The sequence below is a fragment of the Vibrio sp. H11 genome (genome assembly GCF_004804295.1).
In the GTDB taxonomy this organism is placed as follows: Bacteria; Pseudomonadota; Gammaproteobacteria; order Enterobacterales; family Vibrionaceae; genus Vibrio; species Vibrio ostreae.
This window is the reverse complement of sequence record NZ_SSHN01000008.1, coordinates 99,215-121,234: the sequence shown is the minus strand read 5'-3', so window position 1 is coordinate 121,234 and position 22,020 is coordinate 99,215. Positions and strand designations below refer to the sequence as shown.

Sequence of the window (22,020 nt, the reverse complement as noted above, 5' to 3'; positions counted from 1 at the left end):
TGCGGGGCAGAACAGCTTGCAGTGCAAATAAAAAAATCAGCCGCGGCTTAGCCGGGCTGATTTTTATTATCGGTTGTCGCCAAATTCGCACCAAGCACCAATTCGCACCAGCACCATACGTTCGGGAAAACGCTGTGGTCAGTAAGACACGTGCGGTCAGGATCAGACGCTGAAAGAGGCTCCACAACCACAAGTCGTGGTCGCATTCGGGTTGTTGACAAAGAAACGCGAGCCTTCCAGACCTTCGGTGTAATCAACAATGCCGCCAATCAGGTATTGCAGGCTCATCGGATCTACCACCAGGGTTACACCGCTGTTAACGATCTCGGTATCACCGTCATTGACGTTTTCATCAAAGGTAAAACCGTACTGGAAACCACTGCAGCCGCCACCAGTGATGTAGACACGCAATTTCAGCGCCGGGTTTTCTTCTTCCGCAATCAGAGCTTTTACTCGTGTTGCTGCCGCATCCGAAAAGGATAATGGTACATTTACTTCGCTCACGATGACCTCTCTCAGTCGTGTCAGTGCCCGTTCGCTCAGGAAAAAATACCCTGGCGACAGGTCAGTGTAATTTAGCTATAGCGATGATTATCTAATACCTGACTTATCCGTTCAAGTATTAGCCGCCATTTCACCCCACTCAGGTACACAAACGGCCCAGGTCAGCTAAGCCGGTGCCAGAGAAATTAAGCGAAAAGATTTCGTCTCGCGTCTCATCGGCGTACAATGCAGACCAAATTGGTCCGAGCAATCATCAAGAGGAACTATCCATGACCAAATCAGAAGATCTTTATCAGAAGGCACAAAGCAAAATTCCTGGTGGCGTAAACTCGCCGGTACGCGCATTTAATGGTGTGGGTGGTTCACCATTGTTTATCGACCGTGCAGATGGCGCGTTTATCTTTGATGCTGACGGTAAAGCGTACATTGATTATGTCGGTTCATGGGGCCCGATGATTCTTGGTCACAACCACGCTGTGATTCGTGATGCAGTGGTCAATGCCGCCCACCGCGGACTCAGCTTCGGCGCGCCGACTGAGATGGAAATTGCCATGGCTGAACTGGTTTCTGAACTGGTCCCGTCGATGGAACAACTGCGTATGGTGAACTCGGGGACGGAAGCGACCATGAGTGCAATTCGCCTTGCTCGTGGTTACACCGGTCGCGATAAGATCATTAAGTTTGAAGGCTGCTACCACGGCCACGCAGACAGCCTGCTGGTCAAAGCCGGTTCAGGCGCTCTGACACTGGGTCAGCCCAGCTCACCGGGTGTTCCAGCAGACTTTGCTAAATATACCCTGACAGCACGTTTCAACGATCTGGACTCAGTGCGTGAACTGTTTGCTGCCAACCCGGGCGAAATCGCTTGTATCATCGTAGAACCGGTCGCGGGCAACATGAACTGTATTCCGCCGGTCGAAGGCTTCCATGAAGGCCTGCGCGAAATCTGTGACAACGAAGGCGCGCTGCTGATTTTCGACGAAGTGATGACCGGCTTCCGTGTTGCTCTGGGCGGAGCTCAGGCACACTACAATATCAAACCTGACCTGACGACGCTGGGTAAAGTGATCGGCGGCGGTATGCCGGTGGGCGCATTTGGTGGTCGTAAAGAGGTGATGCAGTACGTAGCACCAACCGGTCCGGTTTACCAGGCAGGTACTTTATCCGGTAACCCAATTGCCATGGCAGCCGGCTATGCCTGTCTGTCTCTGCTGAAAGAAGAAGGCAACGAGAAGCGCCTGGCGGCCAAAACCAAACAACTGGCAGACGGCTTTAAAGAGCTGGCTCAGCAGCACGGTATCCCGCTGCTGGTGCACCAGGTCGGCGGGATGTTCGGTTTCTTCTTTACCGATCAGGAGCAGGTGACCTGCTACGAAGACGTGGCCAAGTGCGATGTGGAACGTTTCCGTAAATTCTTCCACCTGATGCTGCAACACGGTGTTTATCTGGCACCTTCAGCGTTCGAGGCCAGCTTTACCTCTCTGGCGCACGGTTCGAAAGAAATCGAAGCGACGCTGGAAGCGGCTGACCGCAGCTTTGCTGAACTAGCCCAGCAAGGCTGATTCGCTTCACGTGATGGTGCTATCGCCATCCGATCCTAAATTGAAAGGCTGCTTGGGCAGCCTTTTTTATTGTCTTGCCGAGATGACATCTTGCGAGCCGGCCGTCATACCCAAACCTTAATGCCAGTTCATCACCACCAGCACGATAAGGACTATCGCCACCACGCCCAGCCAGGGAAACGAACGACGCGCACGCTTAGATTTACACCCGGTTTCATTATCGCAACACCCCATACTGCACTCCTCATTGCTAAGAGTATGAAATACAGCCATTATAACCCTAATTAAGAAGCAAACTGGACCACGACTGTGCCTGATAAACTGAAGATCTCCTCCAGCCACTGGGTATTAATTGTTGCCCTGCTGGCCACCGCATTTGCCTGCTATCTGCTGATAAGGCCTTATGTTAACTCGATTATGATGGCCTTTATCATCTCGCTGCTCATGTTTCCGATCCATGAGAAAATGGAATCTAAGTTACCATCTTATCCTAATCTGGCTTCACTGCTGTCCTGCGTCATTCTCACTTTCATCATAGTAATTCCACTGCTGTTTGTGTTTGGCGCCATCGTGCAGCAAGGCTCAAAGTTTTCCCAGAATGTTTACCAATGGGTCACTCACGGCGGCATTCAGACCGTATTCAACCATCCACTGGTGGTGAAAGTATTGGCCATCACCAATCAGTATCTGCCGTTTGATGAAATCAGTCCGCAGCAAATCGCGCAGAAAGTTGGCCAGTTTGCCACCACGTTCGGCAGCAACCTGGTTGGCATCAGCGCCAAAATTCTCGGTGATGCCACCTCTTTCATCATGGATTTTCTATTGATGCTGTTTGTGCTGTTCTTTTTACTGCGCGACCACGACAAGATCATCGCCTCGCTGCGCCACATTATTCCGCTGTCACGCAGTCAGGAGGACCGCCTGTTGCAACAGATAGAACAGGTGTCCAAGTCTGCGGTGATGGGCTCATTTCTGACCGCGATAGCGCAAGGCTTTGCCGGCGGTATCGGCATGTGGCTGGCCGGTTTCCCTGGTTTGTTCTGGGGCACCATGATGGGTTTTGCCTCATTCATCCCGGTGGTCGGTACCGCACTGGTGTGGATACCCGCCACCATCTACCTGTTTGTCACCGGCGATACCGGCTGGGCTGTCTTCCTGGGTATCTGGAGCGTGGCGCTGGTCGGCTCAATTGATAACCTGCTGCGGCCGCTGCTGATGCAAGGCAGTGCCGGGATGAACACCCTGCTGATTTTCTTCTCCCTGCTAGGCGGCATCCAGCTATTTGGTCTGATTGGCCTGATTTACGGCCCGCTGATCTTTGCCATTACCATCGTGTTTTTTAATATGTACGAAGAGGAGTTCCAGAGTTTTCTCAACAAGCAGGACAACAGCTGACACCGCCTGGCGCGGATAAAGCACTTCAAGCCCGGGGCGGATTATGCGAAAATCTGCCCCCCTAATTTGTATCGAGTCTGTTATGTCCAATTACACCGCTCCCAGTCAGATAGCCGAACGCCAACTGGCCTATTTTGCCGGTAAAAAGGTGCTGGTGGCCGGAGAAGCCGAAGATCTGTTTCCGCTCCAACTGGCCAAACATTGTGAGTCAGTGGCGGTATTCACCACCCATTATGGGTTTCACCGTCAACTGCAACAGCATCAGGGCGTAACCAGCTACTTTGGTGCCGAACTGACTGACAACCTGGTGGCGGATATGATCCTGCTCTATTGGCCAAAAGCCAAACAGGAAGCAGAATATCTGCTGGCGATGCTGATGGCGAAATTTGGCACCGGGACCGAAATTGTCGTGGTGGGTGAAAACCGTTCCGGGGTCAAAAGCATAGAGAAAATGTTCGCCGCTTATGGCCCGATCAATAAGTATGATTCGGCGCGGCGCTGCTCGTTTTACTGGGGCCAGTGCACTGAGCAACCGGCACCATTTACGCTTGAGCAGTGGTTTAAATCCTATCAGGTTGAATATCAGCAGCACAGCCTGACCATTCGCAGCCTGCCTGGCGTATTCAGTCACGGTGAGTTTGATATCGGCAGCCGTCTGCTGCTCGACAGCCTGCCGCCACTGCGTGGCAAAGTGCTCGATTTTGGTTGCGGCGCCGGGGTCCTGGGCAGCGTGATGGCGACCCTCAATCCGGGGATTGAACTGGAGATGTGTGACATCAGCGCTTTGGCGATTCGTTCCAGCCAGGCAACCCTGGCCGCCAATCATCTGTCTGGCCGGGTATTCGCTTCTGACGTTTATTCAGACAGCGCGCGCGACTACGATTTTATCGTCACCAATCCGCCCTTCCACTCCGGGCTGGATACCAGTTACAGTGCGACCGAAACGCTGCTGGCTAAAGCGCCCGCCCATCTGAAAAACCGCGGTGAACTGTTGGTGGTGGCCAATAGCTTCCTCAAATACCCGCCCATCATCGAACAGGCATTCGGTCAGTGTGAAACCGTGAATAAAACCAATAAGTTCACAATTTACCAAGCAAAAAAATCTCGCGCCTGAGGTGAATATGGCTGCTCAGCCATCCCTCTCACAGCAATAAAAACGGCAAACCAAGGTTTGCCGTTTTTATTCGCAACGATTCAAAAATTGACATAAGTCACTCAGAACGCCAGTACCCCCTGGGTATCAATACTGACCGCGACTTTCTCGCCGATCTGAATTGCCTGCGATGACGTCGCCAATAATTTAGCGCCCTGGGTTTCAATCACATAGCGGCAGTGATCGCCCATAAACTGCTGCTCCAGTACCGTCACCTGACTCCCCGCATCGCTGTGAATACGAATTTGCTGCGGGCGCAGCAACAATTCACATTGCCCGCCATGGTTAATCATCTGTTGCGCTGTCGCTTCCAGCACGCCGAATTCGGTCTGATACTGGCTGTCACTGACACGTGTCGCTGGCAGGTAACTGCCGCCGCCGAGAAAATCGGCCACGAATTTACTCGATGGATGAAAATAAAGTTGCGATGCGGTGCCGTACTGCTCGATCACTCCGTGTTGCATCACCGCCATTTTATCGGCAAAAGCAAAAGCCTCTTCCCGTGAGTGAGTGACAAAAATCGCGGTCACCCCCTGCTTTTTAAAGATCTTACGGATCTCGGCAATCAGATCGTGGCGCACCTGAGTATCGATATTCGAAAACGGCTCATCAAGTAGCAGCAGATCCGGCTTATAAGCGAGCGAGCGGGCAATCGCCACCCGCTGCTGCTGACCACCCGATAACTGATGCGGATAACGATCGCTCAAGCCGCTGAGATGAACCAGATCCAGCATTTCAGTTACCTTGCTCTGGCGCTGTGCGAGCGATAAATCACGTAATCCGAACGCCACGTTTTCCGCCACGGTCAGATGGGGAAACAGGGCGTAATCCTGAAAGATCATACCAATATTACGCTGCTCCGGCGGCAACCATAGCTGCCCGTCATCAATGGTCAGGCCATTGAGGCTCATCACTCCGGAAGCGAGTGGCAATAAACCGGCGATGGCCTTGAGCAAGGTCGTTTTACCACATCCGCTGGCTCCAAGCAGGCAGACGATTTCACCGTGTTCCACCTCAAGCGAGAGTGATTCCAGTACGGTCTGTGTCTCATACTGACAGGTCAGATTCTGAATCGATAATGCGCAGCTCATCAGTGACTTTGCTCCAGGGAACGGTTAACAACAACAAGGGGAACAAGACCGACCACAACCAGCAATACCGCCGGTAATGCGGCTAGTTCAAGGTGCTCATCAGACGCATAATTATACACATAGGTCGCCAGAGTTTCGAAGTTGAACGGACGCAGCAGTATAGCAGCGTTGAGTTCTTTCATTGATTCGATAAACACCAGCAAAGCGGCAATCAGCGCGCCACGCCGCACCAGCGGGACATGGATGCGCCACAGCATACAGTTGGGCTGACACCCCATGGTACGCGCGGCCATATCCAGGGACGGGGAAATCTTATTCAGGCTACTTTCGATACTGCCGATAGCGACGGCAGAAAAGCGTACCACCAGAGCAAAAATAATCGCAAACATGGTGCCGGAGAAAACCAGCCCCGGCCTGCCCCACTGCAGTGCTTTCGCTACATCATTGACGACGTGATCCATGGTCAGCACCGGTACCATAATGCCTATTGCCAGCACCGTACCGGGGACGGCATAGCCCAGAGACGAGAGACGCATTAGCGCCACGCTGAAACGATTCTGTTTGAGACGCATATAAAAGCAGACCGTCATCGCTACCAGGACACCGAGCACGGCAGCACTGAGTGAAACCTGGAGGCTATTAAGGGCATATTCTCGGAACTGCTCACTCCAACTGACGGCAAAATAGGTGTAAGCGTAGCTGAGCAGTTGCAGCAGCGGGAAAATAAACGCCACACACACCAGCCCCCAGCACCACAGCAGCGCCGCCCATTTTTTCCAGCCGCTGAGCGGATAGCGAAAATCTTCATGACTGTTGAACTGATTCTGGAACAGCTTTTGTTTGCGCCGGCTGTAGCGCTCAGCGCTGAGTAACAGCACTACGATCATCAGCATAATGGCTGAAATCTTAGCTGCCGCGGTCAGGCTGGAATAGTTGAGCCAGGTATCGTACACCGCGGTAGTCAGGGTATTAACGGCAAAGTAACTGACGGTACCAAAATCGCCGACGGTTTCCATCGCCACCAGCGATAAGGCGACCGCCACCGAGGGGCGTACCAAGGGCAGTGAAATACGGCAAAAACTCTCCCATGCCGAGCATTTCAGCAAGCGTGCCGACTGCAACAAGGAGACATTCTGCTCCATAAATGCGGTGCGGCACAGCAGGTAAACATAAGGGTAGAGCACCAGCGCCAGTACCAGACTGGCCCCGGTCAGACTGCGAATATCCGGAAACCAGTATTCGCCGGGCAGCCAGCCGGTCTGCGCTCGCAGCCAGACCTGAATCGGGCCGGCGTAGTCAAACCAGCCGGTAAAGATATAACCGACGATATAACCAGGAATCGCCAGTGGCAGAACCAAGGCCCACTGCAGAACTTTTTCTCCCGGCAGCCGGCACATCGCCATCAGCCAGGCGCTGGGCACACCAAACACCAGAGTCAGTGCCATCACGCTCACAGCCAGCACAACCGTGTTGTACACATAGGTTGGCATCACTGTGGTGAGCAGATGACGGAACACATCGTCGGTATCACCAACGGCGGTATAAAAAATCGCTAAGATCGGCAAAACCAGCAGCGTGGCCAGAACCACGCTGCTGGTTTTCCATATGAGGTGTTTTTCTTTCATTGCCTAACAGCTATAAGGCAGGCTGAGGCATAGATGCGATGGCAAATACATCTCATATCCCTTTCATAAATCAAGGGTATAGTTATACCCTTGGATTTGATTAAAGGTCAAATTTGACTTCGTCAATCAGCTTGATGGCCGCTTCATGATTGTCGGCAATTTTTTCCAATGGTAGCGAATCTGACTTAAACTCACCCCAGGATGCCACCAGTTCAGAGCGTGCAACCCCAGGTTTAACCGGATATTCGAAGTTTACATCGGCGTACATGTGCTGTGCTTTGTCGCCGGTGAGAAACTCCATCAACTTCAAAGCATTATCACGATTTGGCGCGTATTTCGCCATCGCCATACCACTGACGTTCACATGGGTGCCCTGCACCTTCTGACCCGGGAAGTTAATGTAAACTGATTCCGCCCAGCTCTTCTGCTCTTTATCCGTCAGCATTTTTCCCAGATAGTAGCTGTTACCCAGCGACAGATCACATAAACCTTCTTTGATAGCACGAACCTGATCACGGTCGTTACCTTGCGGCTTACGTGCCAGGTTAGCTTTTACGCCCTGCAGCCAGGTTTTGGTTTCAGCTTCGCCGTGGTTGGCAATCATGGCGGCAACCAGAGCAATGTTGTAGGGGTGCTTACCGCTACGGGTACAGATTTTACCTTTGTACTCTGGCTTAGCCAGATCAAGGTAATCGAAATCATCACTCAGTTTACCCACACGATCACGCGAAGAGTAAACACTGCGTGTACGGATAGTCAGCGCAAACCATTCATCCTTACTATCGCGGTACTGAGCCGGAATATTGCTGTCAATCACGGCACTGTCTACCGGCTGGGTCAGACCTTTATCTGCCAGTTCAAACAGGCGGCTAAACTCAGAGGTGAGCACCAAATCGGCCGGGCTGTATTCGCCTTCCTGCGCCAGTTTCTCGGCAATGCCTTCTTTGGAAAATTTGACGTTCACCTTGATGCCAGTCTCATCAGTGAACTCTTTAAACATCGGGTCAATCAGAAAAGGCTGACGGTAAGAGTAAACATTCACTTCCTCTGCAGCTATGGCCGCTGGTGCCAGCATGCTGCTTGCAAGCGCTGAAAGCGTTAGCAGTTTTTTCATGTGTTAAATCCTTTAAGAGTGCTAATGATAAGACTTATCAATTGCAATCATTATATTGACGACTATTAATAAAACAATCATGAAAAATAAAAAACCTGCCACATGTGGCAGGTTTTATAAAAGGCTTTTGTAACGAGTTATTACTTAACCGTCACGAATTCTGGGTAAGATTCTACGCCACAGTCGTGCATGTCCATACCTTCCATCTCTTCTTCTTCAGAGACACGGATACCAACGGTCGCTTTCAGGATACCCCAGACAATCAGGCTAGCTGCAAATACCCAGGCAAAGATAACTGCTGCACCCATCAGCTGTGCACCGAATGTAGCATCACCGTTGCTCAGTGGCACAACCATCAGACCAAAGAAACCACATACGCCGTGTACCGAAATCGCACCCACTGGATCATCGATCTTCAGTTTATCCAGCGCAATGATGCTGAACACAACCAGCGCACCGGCAACCACACCGATAGCCACTGCGTACAGCGGAGATGGTGACAGCGGGTCAGCCGTGATAGCCACCAGACCAGCCAGCGCACCGTTCAGAACCATAGTCAGGTCAGCTTTACCCCAAGTGGTTTTACATACCAGCAGTGCGGCAATTGCACCTGCAGCGGCGGCTGCGTTGGTGTTCAGGAAGATTTGGCCTACCGCGGTTGCGTTTTCAAAGTCAGACACCATCAGCTGAGAACCGCCGTTGAAACCAAACCAGCCTAACCACAAGATGAAGGTACCCAGGGTTGCCAGCGGCATGTTTGAACCCGGAATCGGGTAAATTTCACCGTTTTTACCGTATTTACCTTTACGGGCACCCAGCAGAAGAACACCGGCCAAAGCGGCTGACGCACCGGCCATGTGTACGATACCAGAGCCTGCGAAGTCGCTGAAACCTGCTGCAGACAGGAAGCCACCGCCCCAAGTCCAGTACCCTTCCATCGGGTAGATGAACGCCGTCAGAATGACAGAGAAAATCAGGAATGACCACAGTTTCATACGCTCAGCCACCGCACCCGACACGACAGACATCGCTGTTGCAACGAATACTACCTGAAAGAAGAAGTCTGACTCTAGAGAGTGGTCTGCACCTTCACCCTGATTGCCGATCAGAGCGCCGAACGATGGCAGCCAACCGGCTTCAGCATTATCAACGTACATAATGTTGTAGCCGACAATCAGGTACATGGTGCACGCAATTGCGTACAGAACAAAGTTTTTAGTCAGAATTTCAGTGGTATTTTTCGAACGTACCAGGCCAGCTTCCAGCATGGCAAAGCCCGCTGCCATCCACATAACCAGTGCGCCCGAGATTAAGAAAAAGAATGTATCCAGTGCGTAACGTAATTCCGTTACAGTAAGCGACAGTTCCATAGTAGTCGTCTCCAGTCCTTTGAATCTTAAAGTGCTTCCGCGTCCGCTTCGCCGGTACGAATACGAACTGCGTGGCTTAAGTCATAAACAAAAATTTTGCCGTCACCGATTTTACCGGTATGTGCCGCTTTGATAATCGCTTCCAGAACACGATCAACGTTATCCGCTTGTGTAGCAATTTCGATTTTTACCTTAGGCAGGAAATCTACCTGGTATTCCGCACCACGGTAAAGCTCGGTATGGCCTTTCTGGCGACCAAAACCTTTGACTTCTGATACGGTCATCCCTTCGATGCCCACATCAGCCAGGGCTTCACGTACATCGTCAAGTTTAAATGGTTTGATGATTGCGTTAATGAGTTTCATCGCGTCCTCTCTGAAGCTGTTGTCCATTTACATATCTACAATCCAAGGTACGTGCCAACTTTTTAATACCTTTAATTACAATGACATAGTGAGATTTCGCTTCAAAAACAACAAAGGGTTGCACTGTTTAGGTGCAACCCTTTCCCAAAAATAAGGCGAAATGTTCGCCATTCACCAACAAAGTGCACTCTGTTAAGGCGGTAAACTTAATATCCGCCTAAAAATGCCTGCCATTGCATCAGCAGAGACTCAAAATCTTCCAGACCACACTGAGCGACACTCTCGCTTTCATACAATTCGAATTCACTTTCTAACTCAATATCATGCCCATAGGACAAGGCATTATCCTGTACCGTCACTTCAGCACCAAGCAGGCTCAGTGAGATCTCTTTACCCGCCCATTGCCACTCCTGTGCTGGAAATTGGTGCGCCTGCTTCACCAAATGCAACACTTGCTCGATTTTTGTGCGATCCTGACTAATCTCTTCCTGCAGCCAACGGGCCACAATTTGATGCTCCATACTGCAGGTGACGTAATACTCACCTAACATAGTGTTTTTAGTAAATTCGAATTCCATCGTGATTCATGCCTGGCAATCAATGGCGGCAGTATAACGTCTGTTCCCGGCAGTGACGAGTCACAATATCGCACCAAAATCGCCTGGTAAGTGATCGGGGGCATATAGCTTTCCTCTCAGCCGGTAGCGCGAACAGCTTGTGTTTGGAGCCGCTTATGTTTTTAAGCAAATAACAAAAAGCCGCTGCAGAGCAGCGGCTTTCGTCATGCCATCAGGTCACGCCTGAAGCATTATGCCGGTTCCTGGAAAATCACCGTATCCGCCTTCTGGGTGTAATCACTCATCAGATGGAAGTTCAGGTAACGGTAAGTATCGGCAGCCGTCGCATCAATCTGCTCAGCATACTGCAGGTACTCTTCCTTCGTCGGAATGCGGCCCAGAATTGCACCGACCGCTGACAGTTCAGCCGAGGCCAGGAATACATTCGCGCCGTTACCAAGACGGTTCGGGAAGTTACGGGTAGACGTTGACATGACGGTCGATTTATCTGCCACGCGAGCCTGGTTACCCATACACAGTGAACATCCCGGAGTTTCGATGCGTACCCCAGCACGGCCGAAGATACCATAGTAACCTTCTTCGATCAGTTGATCTTTATCCATCTTGGTTGGCGGAGCCACCCACAGACGGGTTTCAAGCTGACCGTTGTATTTATCCAGCAGTTTACCTGCAGCACGGAAGTGACCGATGTTGGTCATACAAGAACCGATGAACACTTCATCGATTGCCGTACCCTGAACATCAGACAGCAGGCGTGCATCATCCGGATCGTTTGGCGCACAAAGGATCGGCTGATCGATTTCCGCCAGATCGATTTCGATCACGTGTGCGTAGTCAGCATCTTTATCTGCTTCCATTAGTTCAGGCTTCTCCAGCCACTCTTGCATCGACTTAATGCGGCGCTCGATGGTACGGCGATTGCCATAGCCTTCCGATATCATCCATTTCAGCATGGTGATGTTGGATTGCAGGTACTCAGAGATAGACTCTGGCGACAGTTTCACAGTACAACCCGCAGCAGAACGTTCTGCCGATGCATCCGACAGTTCGAATGCCTGTTCAACCGTCAGGTGCTCAAGACCTTCGATCTCCAGAACACGCCCAGAGAATTCGTTGATCTTACCGGCTTTTTCTACTGTCAGCAGCCCCTGTTTGATACCGTAGTAAGGGATAGCATGAACCAGATCACGCAGTGTGATACCTGGTTTCATCTTACCTTTAAAGCGCACCAGAACTGACTCTGGCATGTCCAGTGGCATCACACCGGTTGCCGCCGCAAAAGCGACCAGGCCAGAACCTGCCGGGAAAGAGATACCCAGAGGGAAACGGGTGTGCGAGTCACCACCGGTACCCACAGTATCAGGCAACAGCATGCGGTTCAGCCATGAGTGGATGATACCGTCGCCAGGGCGCAGTGATACACCGCCACGGTTCATGATGAAATCTGGCAGAGTGTGGTGCGTCTGAACGTCAACCGGTTTCGGATACGCAGAGGTGTGGCAGAAAGACTGCATCACCAAATCTGCGGAGAAGCCCAGACACGCCAGATCTTTCAGTTCGTCACGCGTCATAGGACCAGTGGTATCCTGAGAACCGACAGTAGTCATCTTAGGTTCACAGTAAGTACCAGGGCGGATGCCTTCCACGCCACACGCTTTACCGACCATTTTCTGTGCCAGCGTAAAGCCTTTACCTGAATCGGCAACCGGTACTGGTTTCGAGAATACATCGCTTGATTCAAGACCCAGCGACTGACGAGCTTTGTCAGTCAGGCCACGGCCGATGATCAGCGGAATACGACCGCCGGCACGAACTTCGTCCAGCAGCACGTCAGTTTTCAGTTTGAAGGTCGACAGGACTTCATCGCTGCCGTGTGCACACACTTTACCTTCATATGGGTAAACATCGATGACATCGCCCATGTTCAGTTTTGCGACGTCCAGTTCAATCGGCAGCGCACCGGCATCTTCCATCGTGTTGTAGAAGATTGGCGCGATCTTACCGCCCAGAACAAAACCACCCGCGCGTTTGTTTGGTACATTCGGGATATCATCCCCCATGAACCACAGCACAGAGTTAGTAGCGGACTTACGGGAAGAACCGGTACCGACAACGTCGCCCACATAAACCAGTTGATGGCCTTTCTCTTTCAGCGCTTCAATCTGTTTAATCGGACCCACTTTGCCCGGCTCATCAGGCTGGATGCCATCGCGTTCGTTTTTCAGCATCGCCAGAGCGTGGACCGGGATATCAGGACGAGACCAGGCATCCGGTGCCGGAGACAGGTCATCAGTGTTGGTTTCACCGGTGACTTTGAATACAGTCAGAGTGATTTTTTCTGCCAGCTTAGGTTTTTTCAGGAACCATTCGGCTTCCGCCCAGGATTCCATCACCTGTTTGGCATAAGCATTACCTGCTTTGGCTTTTTCTTCGACATCGTAGAATGCGTCGAACATCAGCAGAGTTTGAGACAGCGCTTTTGCAGAGATAGGTGCCAACTCGGCGTCATCAAGCAGAGACACCAGAGGTTCGATGTTGTAACCACCTTGCATGGTGCCCAGCAGGGTAGCGGCTTTTTCACGACTAACCAGTGGAGATGATACTTCGCCTTTAGTGATTGCTGTCAGGAAACCCGCTTTGACATAAGCTGCTTCATCAACGCCTGGAGGAATTCGGTTTTCCAGCAGATCAAGAATGAACTCTTCTTCTCCCTGCGGCGGATTTTTTAGCAGTTCAACAAGTCCAGCGACTTGCTCAGCGTCTAGGGGTTTAGGTACAACTCCTTCAGCAGCACGCTCTTCGACGTGTTTACGGTAGGCTTCAAGCACGACTTTTTCCTCTCATTGCGGTTCACCCAATTATTATTGAAAGGTGAGTGAACATCCTTGGAAACTTGGCTCTCCGTTGCCCATGTTTTCATTCAAATTTGACTGAGAAACAGCGCCCTAGGAGGCCAAACTGTGGGCGATAGGATAGCAAAATTAACGATAAATTAAAATCTCATCATTTTGACCAACATAGCAACTTACGACTAAAGTCCTAGCCAAAACGCTGACGTTCATTGCCGCAATCCCTGCGCCCGGTTAGCAATAATACAGCACAGCGGGTAGAAGTCACACACCCGCACCACCGATTGTTACTTAAATGTAGTACCCAGAATCAGATACAGTGAATCAAAATTCTGCTCTGTTCGCCCATAACCGAACATTATCGGGCCGATAGGAGAATCAACTCCAGCAAATAGTGAACTTGCCGCATATAAAGGGGCATTTCCGATGTCGATGTCCGGATCCGACCAGACACCACCGTATTCAATTGAAGCGCCAAGATAAACCGGCGAGGTAAACAGGCCAAAATCGTTGTCGAACCAACGATAGCGATAAACCAGATTGGCATAAGCTTTATTCTGACCAATCAGACTATTACGCCCGATCCCGGACAAATTGAGAAAGCCACCAATGCTTTTCGGTTCAATCGGAGTTGAGGAGTTTTTACTGCGCACTTCGCCATAATCTATGTTGCCGACCAAAGTATGACGATCAAAACTGTGCGCCGCGATCATTTTGGCGCTCAGCTCATACACGGTATCCGAGGAATCGGTAACCACGCCGATGTCGTTGGCACTCAGATCATCATGGGAAATCAGATATTCCAGATTAATGTAAAAACCGTCGCGTGGCAGACTGAAATCATCCAGTGAATCAACTCGATAGTTAAAAAACACCCCCTGACGGGTAAAATCCATATCGGCATAATCCGGCAAGGTAGAATAGTTCGCTGACCCTTCGGTATAGCGCCCGCCGATTTTAAATCCGCGCCACAAGGTATCCTGATAGCCGATACCCAGCTCACCCATCACGGCTTCATAATCGACCGGCAGAAAGTTACGACTTGCCGACAGTGTGGTGTCGTCAAAGCCGGTCACCGGCATACTGCGCCGTTCATCGGTGAGACGGACTTTGGCGGTCGCAAACACTTTCTGATCAGACCATAACGGCGAGTAAAGTTCAGCCTCGACCAGCTTATCGGTACCGATATCAAAGTTCAGCGCCAGTTCAGCGCCGTTGGCACTGATATCGGTGAAGTTGAGTGAAGCACCAACGGAGTACTGGCTCTCGGTATTAAAATCATCTTCGAGAAAGAAACGGAAATTAAGATAATTCGGCCCCCAGGGCTTCTCATTGACATCAATGACCAGATTATTAGCCCCGTTCTGCTCTTCGTACTGGTAACGGATCAGTTTAAAGCGATCCAGTGCGTAGAGGTTTTGTACCCCGGCTTCAATCTGCTCGCTCGACAGCACCTCACCAGGAGGCAAATCAAGCCGTTTTTTCAGCATCTGGTCCGAGTAATGGGAGAAGTTATTAATAATGATGTTATCGACTTTAATTTCATCACCATAAGTCAGACCGCGACGCCGCTCTTCTTTATGGTCGATATAGTGCTGGTAATCGGCACTCGACAGCGCGAGTTTTTCCAGCAGTGCGCGGCTTTCCATTGCAGCCTGATAACCTTTAGCAAACGCCTGCGGCATTTTATCAAAGTCGGTCGTTTCCATCAGACCAACCTGGGGGCGCAGCAGCACATCGTCACCACTGAGCGTCTCCGCCTGAAGTTCGGTACTGCGGCGGACCAGATAGTTAGACAGCTGATCGGCCACAGTCAGGAAGGTAGTAAAAGCTTCTTCATTTTTGTAATCGGTGCTGATATCGACCGCGATCACCACATCCGCCCCCATGGCACGCGCCACATCGACCGGCATATTGTTGGTCACACCACCATCGACCAGCAGACGGCCGTCAATCTGATATGGCGGCAATGCGCCCGGTACCGACATACTGGCCATCATGGCATCGACCAGATAACCTTTATCCAGCACTACCTGATCCAGTTTAATGATATCGGTGGCGACAGCCCGAAACGGTACCGGCAGATCGTCAAATGAGTCAAACGGCGGCAGGTTACCTGAAGTTTCACGTAGAATGCGCAGCATATTCTGGCCCTGCACCACGCCACGCGGCGCTCGCACCCCATCGGCGCCGACCCCGAGATCTGTGGTCAACTGATAACGGTCTTCATACTCTTTATCACGCACCCGGCGCTGACTACGGCTAACCCGATCACGGTAGCCCTGGCTCCAGTCGACATTGTAAATCACACTTTCGACTTCATCGGCACTCATACCGGTCGAATAAAGGCCAGCGACATAAGCCCCCATGCTGGTGCCAAGCACGATATCTACCGGAACCTTCAGCTCCTCCAGCGCTTTCAGCACCCCCATATGAGCAGCACCTTTGGCACCGCCTCCGGCCAGCACCAGAGCGACCTTGGGCCGGGGATGTCCCAGCTCAACGATGGCTTTTGAGTCTTGCGCTTGTGCCAGACTCGTGCCGGGCCAGAGCAGATGAGTAATAACAACAATACTGAGCAGGCAACGTATCACGCAGTGTCCTTAAGTCCTAAGTGCCGATAATCGAAACACTATAGCGGCGTGGCATCACCACTGAAAGAGTTTTTTCAGCCATTGGGTCGGGCGGTTTTCACACTGCTTCTTCCACTCCCCTGCCACATCCCAAACCGGCAGCTTATTGTCGTTATCACAATCAAGCTGCAAACCGCCGTCACCGTTGGCGGCAAAACCAACGGTCGCAATCTGTTGTGGCCAAGGCAGTATCAACTGCTGCGGAATACGGTAACGCAGGTAATCGGCATACACCCGCAGCGCCCCGCTCGCGCCGGTCAGCTGGGTTGGTTTGTTGTCATCACGTCCCAGCCAGATAGTGGTCACTTCACGCCCGTCTACGCCGACAAACCAGCTATCGCGGCTGTCACTGCTGGTGCCAGTTTTACCGGCCAGTGCCGCCCAGCCAAACTGGCTGTTGAGATAGCGTCCGGTCCCTTCCAGCACACCGCGCTTCATCGCATAGGTTGTCAGCCACGCCGCCTGCTGATCCACCGCTTGTGACACCGACGGAATCGACTGGTACAGCACATTACCCTGTAGATCGAGCACAGAACGCAGTGCCGACAGCCTGGCTTTTTTACCTGAGTTGGTCACGGTCTGGTACATCTGCGCGACCTGGAACGGTGTCAGGGAAAATGATCCGAGCAACATCGATGGCACCGGACGAATTTCATCGCGGTTCACGCCCAGCTTGGTCAGGGTCTGCGACACGTTGTCGATACCCAGTTGCATACCCAGCCTGACTGTCGGCACATTGAGTGACTTGGCCAGCGCCAGATAGAGCGGCACTTCACCGCGATACTGACGATCGAAATTGCGCGGCGACCAGGTGGTACCTTCACTGCCCTGCAAAGTAATCGGTTTATCGATCAAAGTGGTCGCAAGAGAATATTTTTCCGGTTGTTCGAGGGCCGTCATGTACACCGCCGGCTTAACCAGCGAACCAATCGGGCGGCTGGCGTTCAGCGCGCGATTAAAACCGTCATAACCGGTGCGTCTTCCGCCAACCATGGCGCGAATTTCACCACTGTGACGATCCACAGCAATTGCGGCGGCTTCCAGCTCTTTCCCTGCGCGCTTGGCGAGAATCGGCACCTGATTTTCCACCGCCGCTTCGAGCTTATCCTGCGACACAGGATCCAGTGAGGTAAATACCCGTAAACCGGTATCCGACTTAAATACATCACCCAGCTTGTCTTTCAGCTCAATCGATAACTGTTGGAAATAAGCCGGCTGACGGCTGGCAATACGGGCATGCTTTTGCACATCCAGCGGCCGACTCACTGCCTGCTCGTACTGCTTGGCGTTGAGCAAGTCCTGATCCATTAAGAGCTTGAGCACCAGATCGCGGCGCTCTTTGGCCCGCTCAGGGTAACGCATCGGATTGTAGTACGACGGGCCTTTCACCATGCCCACCAGCAGTGCCAGTTGGTCAAGCCGCAGCTCTTGCAGCGGCTGACCAAAGTACAGGCGCGATGCCAGACCAAAGCCATGCACCGCTTCGTTGCCGTTCTGGCCGAGATACACTTCATTGAGGTAAGCTTCGAGGATTCGGTCTTTGCTGTAACGATAATCAATGATCAGCGCCATATAGGCTTCGCGCAGCTTGCGCCACAGCGTACGATCGCTCGACAGGAAGATGTTTTTGGCCAGCTGCTGGGTCAGGGTACTGCCGCCCTGGACAGTGCGGCCAGCTTTAAGGTTAGCCAGCATAGCGCGGGCAATCGCCATCGGCGACACCCCATCATGCTGATAAAAGTTGCGATCTTCTGTGGTCAGCAGAGCATCAATCATTACCTCAGGAAACTGCTCGCGACGCAGAAACAAGCGCTGCTCTGCGGTGTTCTTTTCCAGCATGCCGAGCATTTTCGGTTCAATCCGCAGGTAACCCAGATCGCCTCTTTTCTCCAGCGACTGAATCCGGGTCAGTTGGTTACCGTCAAAAAACAGCATTACATGCCGGTCCGGCTCAGGACCGTCAGCAAATTCAAACGGACGGCGAATCATTTCGATCCGGGTCGATGACGCAGAATACTCGCCCGGATAACGCGGCTGACTCACTTTGCGATAATTCAGCACGTCCAGTTCATTGCGCATTTCGGCAATGCTGATTTCACTGCCCGGCTCCAGGGTCAGAATGCGCGCGTACACCACGGTCGGCAATTCGAACAACTGGCCTTCAAAACGCTGTTTGATCATGCTGTCGAGATAGATCCCGGTGAACAGCAAAACGGCGGCCAGAGCCAGTCCCGCTTTCCAGCTCAGACTCCACAAACGCCGCTTCCACGAAGGCTTGCCCGGTTTTTTGCCACCATTAGACGCTTTGCCTGCGCTGGGTTTACGCGCCGCACGCTTTTTCGGCGCACGACTTTTAGATGCATTGCTTTTAGAAGCATCACTTTTCGCCGCCTGATTTGTGCGGCTTTCGCCTTTTGAGGTATCGCTTTTTCTACTCATGAATTCAGTTGTCGCTTGGTTTTGGTCGTCGCGGTGTGGTTAGCCGGGTCATCAGGCCACACATGTTTGGGATAACGCCCTTTCATCTCTTTCTGCACTTCTTTATATGCCCCACGCCAGAAGCCTGCCAAATCACGGGTGACCTGCAGCGGGCGCTGAGCCGGAGACAGTAGTTCCATCACGATGGCCTTGCGGCCTTTGGCGACCAGTGGCGTACTCTGCTCGCCAAACACTTCCTGCATGCGCACCGACAAGACCGGGTCCATCCCGACCTGATAGCGGATCTTTTTGCTCGAACCGGTGGGCAAGCGGTGCTCGACCGGCAGCCATTCATCCAGCTGCTGGTGCAAGGGCCAGCCTAAACGAGCTTTTAAGGCGTCCAGCACTGGCACTTTATTTAGCTCTTTAACCGAGCGAATCCCGCTCAGATAAGGCTCTAACCACTGATTAAGGTCACGCAGTAACGCCTGCTCGCTCATATCCGGCCACGCCTCTTCCGGTAACCATTCACAGCCACAACGAACCCGGGTCAGCCATTCGGTCGTCGTTTCGCCCCACTGTAATACTGCCAGCCCTTTACGTTCGACATAATTAAGCAAAGCTTGTGTCATTTTTTCCGGTGCCGGGGCAGGCAAAGCCTCGCGTTCAATCACCAGTTGCCCGATGCGGAGCTGTTTCTCTGCCACCAGACGTCCGGCTTTGTCATCCCAGTCGACCCGCTCCTGAGTGCTGAACAGCAGGCCGAATGTTTGCTGCAGCGCAGTCATATCGAGCTCCAGGGCACTGAAAACCTGGCTTGACTGCTGCTGGCTGCGCATCACATCCAGAGCGATGACATAGTCACTGCCCGCCAGAGGCTGATCGTCTGCAATTACCGCGCCGTGGCCGTTGGCGAGCAGGAACTGACCGTGCTGACCACGTTGCTGGGCGATTCGATCCGGAAACGCCAGGCACGCCACTTGCGCCAGCTGAGACGGCTTAACCGCACGCAGTGCAAAGCCGCTATCGAGTTTGTGCGCCAGGGCTGTCGCGCGCTGATGCAGCACTTTGCTGTGCGGATGGCGCCCCTGCTGCCAGCGCTGCAGACTGTGACTGACATCGAACACCTGACGTTCAGGTTCTTCGAGCAGCGCCGCCAGTGCTAATGCGCTGTACAGACAGGCTTCACCATGCTGGCGGGCAGCCAGCAACATGGCCGCGATTCGAGGCTCCACACCCAAGGCATGCGCCTCTTTCCCCGATGCGGTCAGTTGCTGGCGGCTGTCCATCAGATCGAGTGCCGCCAGCAGGCTGCGTGCCTGGCTCAGCGCCACGGCGGGCGGAACATCCAGCCACTGCAATTCGCTGACATCCTGCGCGCCCCACTGAGCCAGCTCCAGCGCCAAAGGGGCCAAATCGCTTTGCATAATTTCCGCTACCGGTACCTGCGGCTGTTGCTTCAGTTGCGCTTCACTGTAGAGGCGCACGCAGATCCCCTCTTCGAGACGACCGGCACGACCAGCGCGCTGCTCGGCTGAAGACTGGGCGATACGCACCTGCTCCAGACGGGTAATACCGGTTTTGAGATCAAAACGCGCGCGCCGCTCCAGGCCACTGTCGAGCACCAGACGAATGCCTTCGATGGTGAGCGAGGTTTCGGCAATATTGGTGGCCAGCACGACTTTACGTCGTCCGGCAACTGCCGGTGCTATTGCCTGCTGCTGCTCACTAAAATTGAGCTGACCATACAGCGGACAGACATCAATATCGGCGGCCAGATCGCGCAGGTTATTTGCCAGTTGTACAATCGCGCCCGCGCCCGGCAAGAACGCCAGCAGTGAGCCCGTTTCCTGTGCCATTAACGTGCGGATCTGCTTCTCCATTGCCGCCACTAAGGGTTGATTAACTGTGCCCGGCTGATAACGTATCTGCACCGGATAACTGCGCCCTTGCGATTCCACATAACTGGCTTGCGGCAACAGATTTTGCAATGCGTGCTGATCCAGCGTGGCCGACATGACGATGATTTTCAGATCGTCACGCAGCGCCGCCTGCACTTCCAGGCTGAATGCCAGCGCAGTATCGGCATGCAGACTGCGCTCATGAAACTCGTCAAAAATCAGCGCATCGATACCATCGAGTTCGGGATCATGTTGAATCATCCGGGTCATAATGCCTTCAGTGACAATTTCCAGCCGGGTATGACGTCCGACTTTGCTGTCACCGCGTACCCGGTAACCCACGGTCTCTCCGACATTTTCACCCAGTTGCTGCGCCAGATAGCGGGCAATATTACGCGCCGCCAGACGGCGTGGCTCCAGCATGACTATCTTGCCGGCCACTATGCCTGCTTTAAGCAATGCGAGCGGGAAATGGGTCGACTTACCGGCTCCGGGGGCCGCTTTGAGGATCACCTGCGGTGAGCGCTGAACTCCGGCGAGTAATTCGGGAATCACAGCTTCGATGGGCAATTGTGACAAGAGGATATCCTTGTGTTTTAATGGCGCCGATATTGTACATAAAAACAGTAATGGAAGCGAAACGAGTCAGTTATGCAGTTTTCCCCGCCTCTTCAGCCTGCGACTTTGATCCAGCGCTACAAACGATTTCTGGCCGATGTCACCACCGGCGATGATCACACCATGACCATACATTGCGCCAATACCGGTGCCATGACCGGCTGCGCCATTCCCGGCAGTACGGTATGGTATTCGACATCGGATAATCCGAAACGCAAATATCCGCACAGCTGGGAGCTGGTCGACACGCCAGCCGGACACCGCATCTGCGTCAACACCGCACGCGCCAACCAACTGGCCGTGGAAGCCATTCAAAATGGTACGATCAAAGAGCTGCAGGGTTATGATCAGTTACGCACCGAAGTCAAATATGGCAATGAAAATAGCCGCATCGATATCTTGCTCAACTCAGAATCCGGTCCACACTGTTATATAGAGGTGAAAAGTGTCACGCTGCTGCAGCAAGGCGACTTAAACCCTGACGGAGAGTCCCCTGTCGCGGGTCAGGGCTACTTCCCGGATGCTGTTACCACACGAGGCCAGAAACATCTGCGAGAGCTAACAGAAATGGCCAGAAATGGGAGCAGAGCGGTACTTTTGTTCACTGTTTTACATTCAGGTATTGAAAAAGTCGCTCCCGCTCACCATATAGACGCGAACTATTCACGATTGTTACAAATGGCGCAAGAAGCGGGTGTCGAAGTACTGTGCTACAAAGCGGAACTTTGCCAGCACCACATTCAACTGGTTTCTTCGATAGATTTTGCCCAGGATTCAACAAAATATTGATGCGGGCTAGATATTGAAGATAAGTTTATAATTGAGTGTTTGCCTCGCTCACTTC

Annotated in this window: 15 protein-coding genes; 4 read left to right on the top strand and 11 right to left on the bottom strand. The window is 52.5% G+C overall.

Annotated features, from left to right (window positions below):
• Positions 1-162: 162 nt before the first annotated feature.
• Positions 163-504, bottom strand: coding sequence for an iron-sulfur cluster insertion protein ErpA (erpA, locus tag E6C74_RS13770; RefSeq protein ID WP_136486166.1), 342 nt, complete (start codon positions 502-504; stop codon positions 163-165).
• Positions 505-773: 269 nt separating this feature from the next.
• On the opposite strand from erpA, the gene hemL reads away from it, so the two are divergent.
• From hemL to rsmC, 3 genes are all read left to right on the top strand, one after another.
• A complete protein-coding gene (hemL, locus tag E6C74_RS13765) occupies positions 774-2,066 on the top strand; it encodes a glutamate-1-semialdehyde 2,1-aminomutase (protein WP_136486164.1) in 1,293 nt (430 codons plus the stop codon).
• Positions 2,067-2,375: 309 nt separating this feature from the next.
• A complete protein-coding gene (locus E6C74_RS13760; RefSeq protein ID WP_136486162.1) occupies positions 2,376-3,461 on the top strand; it encodes an AI-2E family transporter in 1,086 nt (361 codons plus the stop codon).
• An 82-nt stretch (positions 3,462-3,543) separates the two neighbouring features.
• Entirely contained in the window at positions 3,544-4,575 is a 1,032-nt protein-coding gene (gene rsmC, locus E6C74_RS13755; protein ID WP_136486160.1) for a 16S rRNA (guanine(1207)-N(2))-methyltransferase RsmC, read from the top strand.
• A gap of 101 nt (positions 4,576-4,676) precedes the next feature.
• Here rsmC and E6C74_RS13750 read toward each other — a convergent pair whose 3' ends face one another.
• From E6C74_RS13750 to hrpB, 10 genes are all read right to left on the bottom strand, one after another.
• Positions 4,677-5,705, bottom strand: a complete 1,029-nt coding sequence (locus E6C74_RS13750; protein WP_136486158.1) for an ABC transporter ATP-binding protein — start codon at positions 5,703-5,705, stop codon at positions 4,677-4,679.
• Entirely contained in the window at positions 5,705-7,330 is a 1,626-nt protein-coding gene (locus E6C74_RS13745; RefSeq protein WP_136486156.1) for an iron ABC transporter permease, read from the bottom strand. The genes E6C74_RS13750 and E6C74_RS13745 overlap by 1 nt, the downstream gene beginning before the upstream one ends.
• A 100-nt stretch (positions 7,331-7,430) precedes the next feature.
• Positions 7,431-8,444: a Fe(3+) ABC transporter substrate-binding protein gene (locus tag E6C74_RS13740; protein ID WP_136486154.1), complete on the bottom strand. Its 1,014-nt coding sequence runs from the start codon at positions 8,442-8,444 to the stop codon at positions 7,431-7,433.
• A gap of 140 nt (positions 8,445-8,584) precedes the next feature.
• The gene (locus tag E6C74_RS13735) at positions 8,585-9,814 is read right to left on the bottom strand and encodes an ammonium transporter (protein WP_136486152.1); all 1,230 of its coding nucleotides are present in this window, start codon (positions 9,812-9,814) and stop codon (positions 8,585-8,587) included.
• A gap of 26 nt (positions 9,815-9,840) precedes the next feature.
• Positions 9,841-10,179: a P-II family nitrogen regulator gene (glnK, locus tag E6C74_RS13730; protein WP_136486150.1), complete on the bottom strand. Its 339-nt coding sequence runs from the start codon at positions 10,177-10,179 to the stop codon at positions 9,841-9,843.
• A gap of 206 nt (positions 10,180-10,385) precedes the next feature.
• Positions 10,386-10,757 carry a YacL family protein gene (locus tag E6C74_RS13725; RefSeq protein ID WP_136486148.1) on the bottom strand — a complete coding sequence of 124 codons (372 nt, stop codon included), beginning with the start codon at positions 10,755-10,757 and terminating at the stop codon, positions 10,386-10,388.
• Between the two features lie 230 nt (positions 10,758-10,987).
• Positions 10,988-13,585: a bifunctional aconitate hydratase 2/2-methylisocitrate dehydratase gene (gene acnB / locus E6C74_RS13720; protein ID WP_136486146.1), complete on the bottom strand. Its 2,598-nt coding sequence runs from the start codon at positions 13,583-13,585 to the stop codon at positions 10,988-10,990.
• A 308-nt stretch (positions 13,586-13,893) separates the two neighbouring features.
• Positions 13,894-16,140 carry a patatin-like phospholipase family protein gene (locus E6C74_RS13715; protein ID WP_276605445.1) on the bottom strand — a complete coding sequence of 749 codons (2,247 nt, stop codon included), beginning with the start codon at positions 16,138-16,140 and terminating at the stop codon, positions 13,894-13,896.
• A gap of 114 nt (positions 16,141-16,254) precedes the next feature.
• A complete protein-coding gene (gene mrcB, locus E6C74_RS13710) occupies positions 16,255-18,678 on the bottom strand; it encodes a penicillin-binding protein 1B (RefSeq protein WP_136486142.1) in 2,424 nt (807 codons plus the stop codon).
• Positions 18,675-21,137, bottom strand: a complete 2,463-nt coding sequence (hrpB, locus tag E6C74_RS13705; protein WP_136486140.1) for an ATP-dependent helicase HrpB — start codon at positions 21,135-21,137, stop codon at positions 18,675-18,677. Before hrpB ends, mrcB begins: the two co-directional genes overlap by 4 nt.
• A gap of 72 nt (positions 21,138-21,209) precedes the next feature.
• Here hrpB and sfsA point away from each other — a divergent pair, with 72 nt between their 5' ends.
• Positions 21,210-21,965: a DNA/RNA nuclease SfsA gene (gene sfsA, locus E6C74_RS13700; RefSeq protein WP_136486138.1), complete on the top strand. Its 756-nt coding sequence runs from the start codon at positions 21,210-21,212 to the stop codon at positions 21,963-21,965.
• Positions 21,966-22,020: the final 55 nt, after the last annotated feature.

Coding starts and splice junctions, on each gene's coding strand:
- hemL (WP_136486164.1), top strand. CDS start 774: ATGACCAAATCAGAAGATCTTTATCAGAAGGCACAAAGCAAAATTCCT.
- rsmC (WP_136486160.1), top strand. CDS start 3,544: ATGTCCAATTACACCGCTCCCAGTCAGATAGCCGAACGCCAACTGGCC.
- E6C74_RS13750 (WP_136486158.1), bottom strand. CDS start 5,705: ATGAGCTGCGCATTATCGATTCAGAATCTGACCTGTCAGTATGAGACA.
- E6C74_RS13745 (WP_136486156.1), bottom strand. CDS start 7,330: ATGAAAGAAAAACACCTCATATGGAAAACCAGCAGCGTGGTTCTGGCC.
- E6C74_RS13740 (WP_136486154.1), bottom strand. CDS start 8,444: ATGAAAAAACTGCTAACGCTTTCAGCGCTTGCAAGCAGCATGCTGGCA.
- E6C74_RS13735 (WP_136486152.1), bottom strand. CDS start 9,814: ATGGAACTGTCGCTTACTGTAACGGAATTACGTTACGCACTGGATACA.
- glnK (WP_136486150.1), bottom strand. CDS start 10,179: ATGAAACTCATTAACGCAATCATCAAACCATTTAAACTTGACGATGTA.
- E6C74_RS13725 (WP_136486148.1), bottom strand. CDS start 10,757: ATGGAATTCGAATTTACTAAAAACACTATGTTAGGTGAGTATTACGTC.
- mrcB (WP_136486142.1), bottom strand. CDS start 18,678: ATGAGTAGAAAAAGCGATACCTCAAAAGGCGAAAGCCGCACAAATCAG.
- sfsA (WP_136486138.1), top strand. CDS start 21,210: ATGCAGTTTTCCCCGCCTCTTCAGCCTGCGACTTTGATCCAGCGCTAC.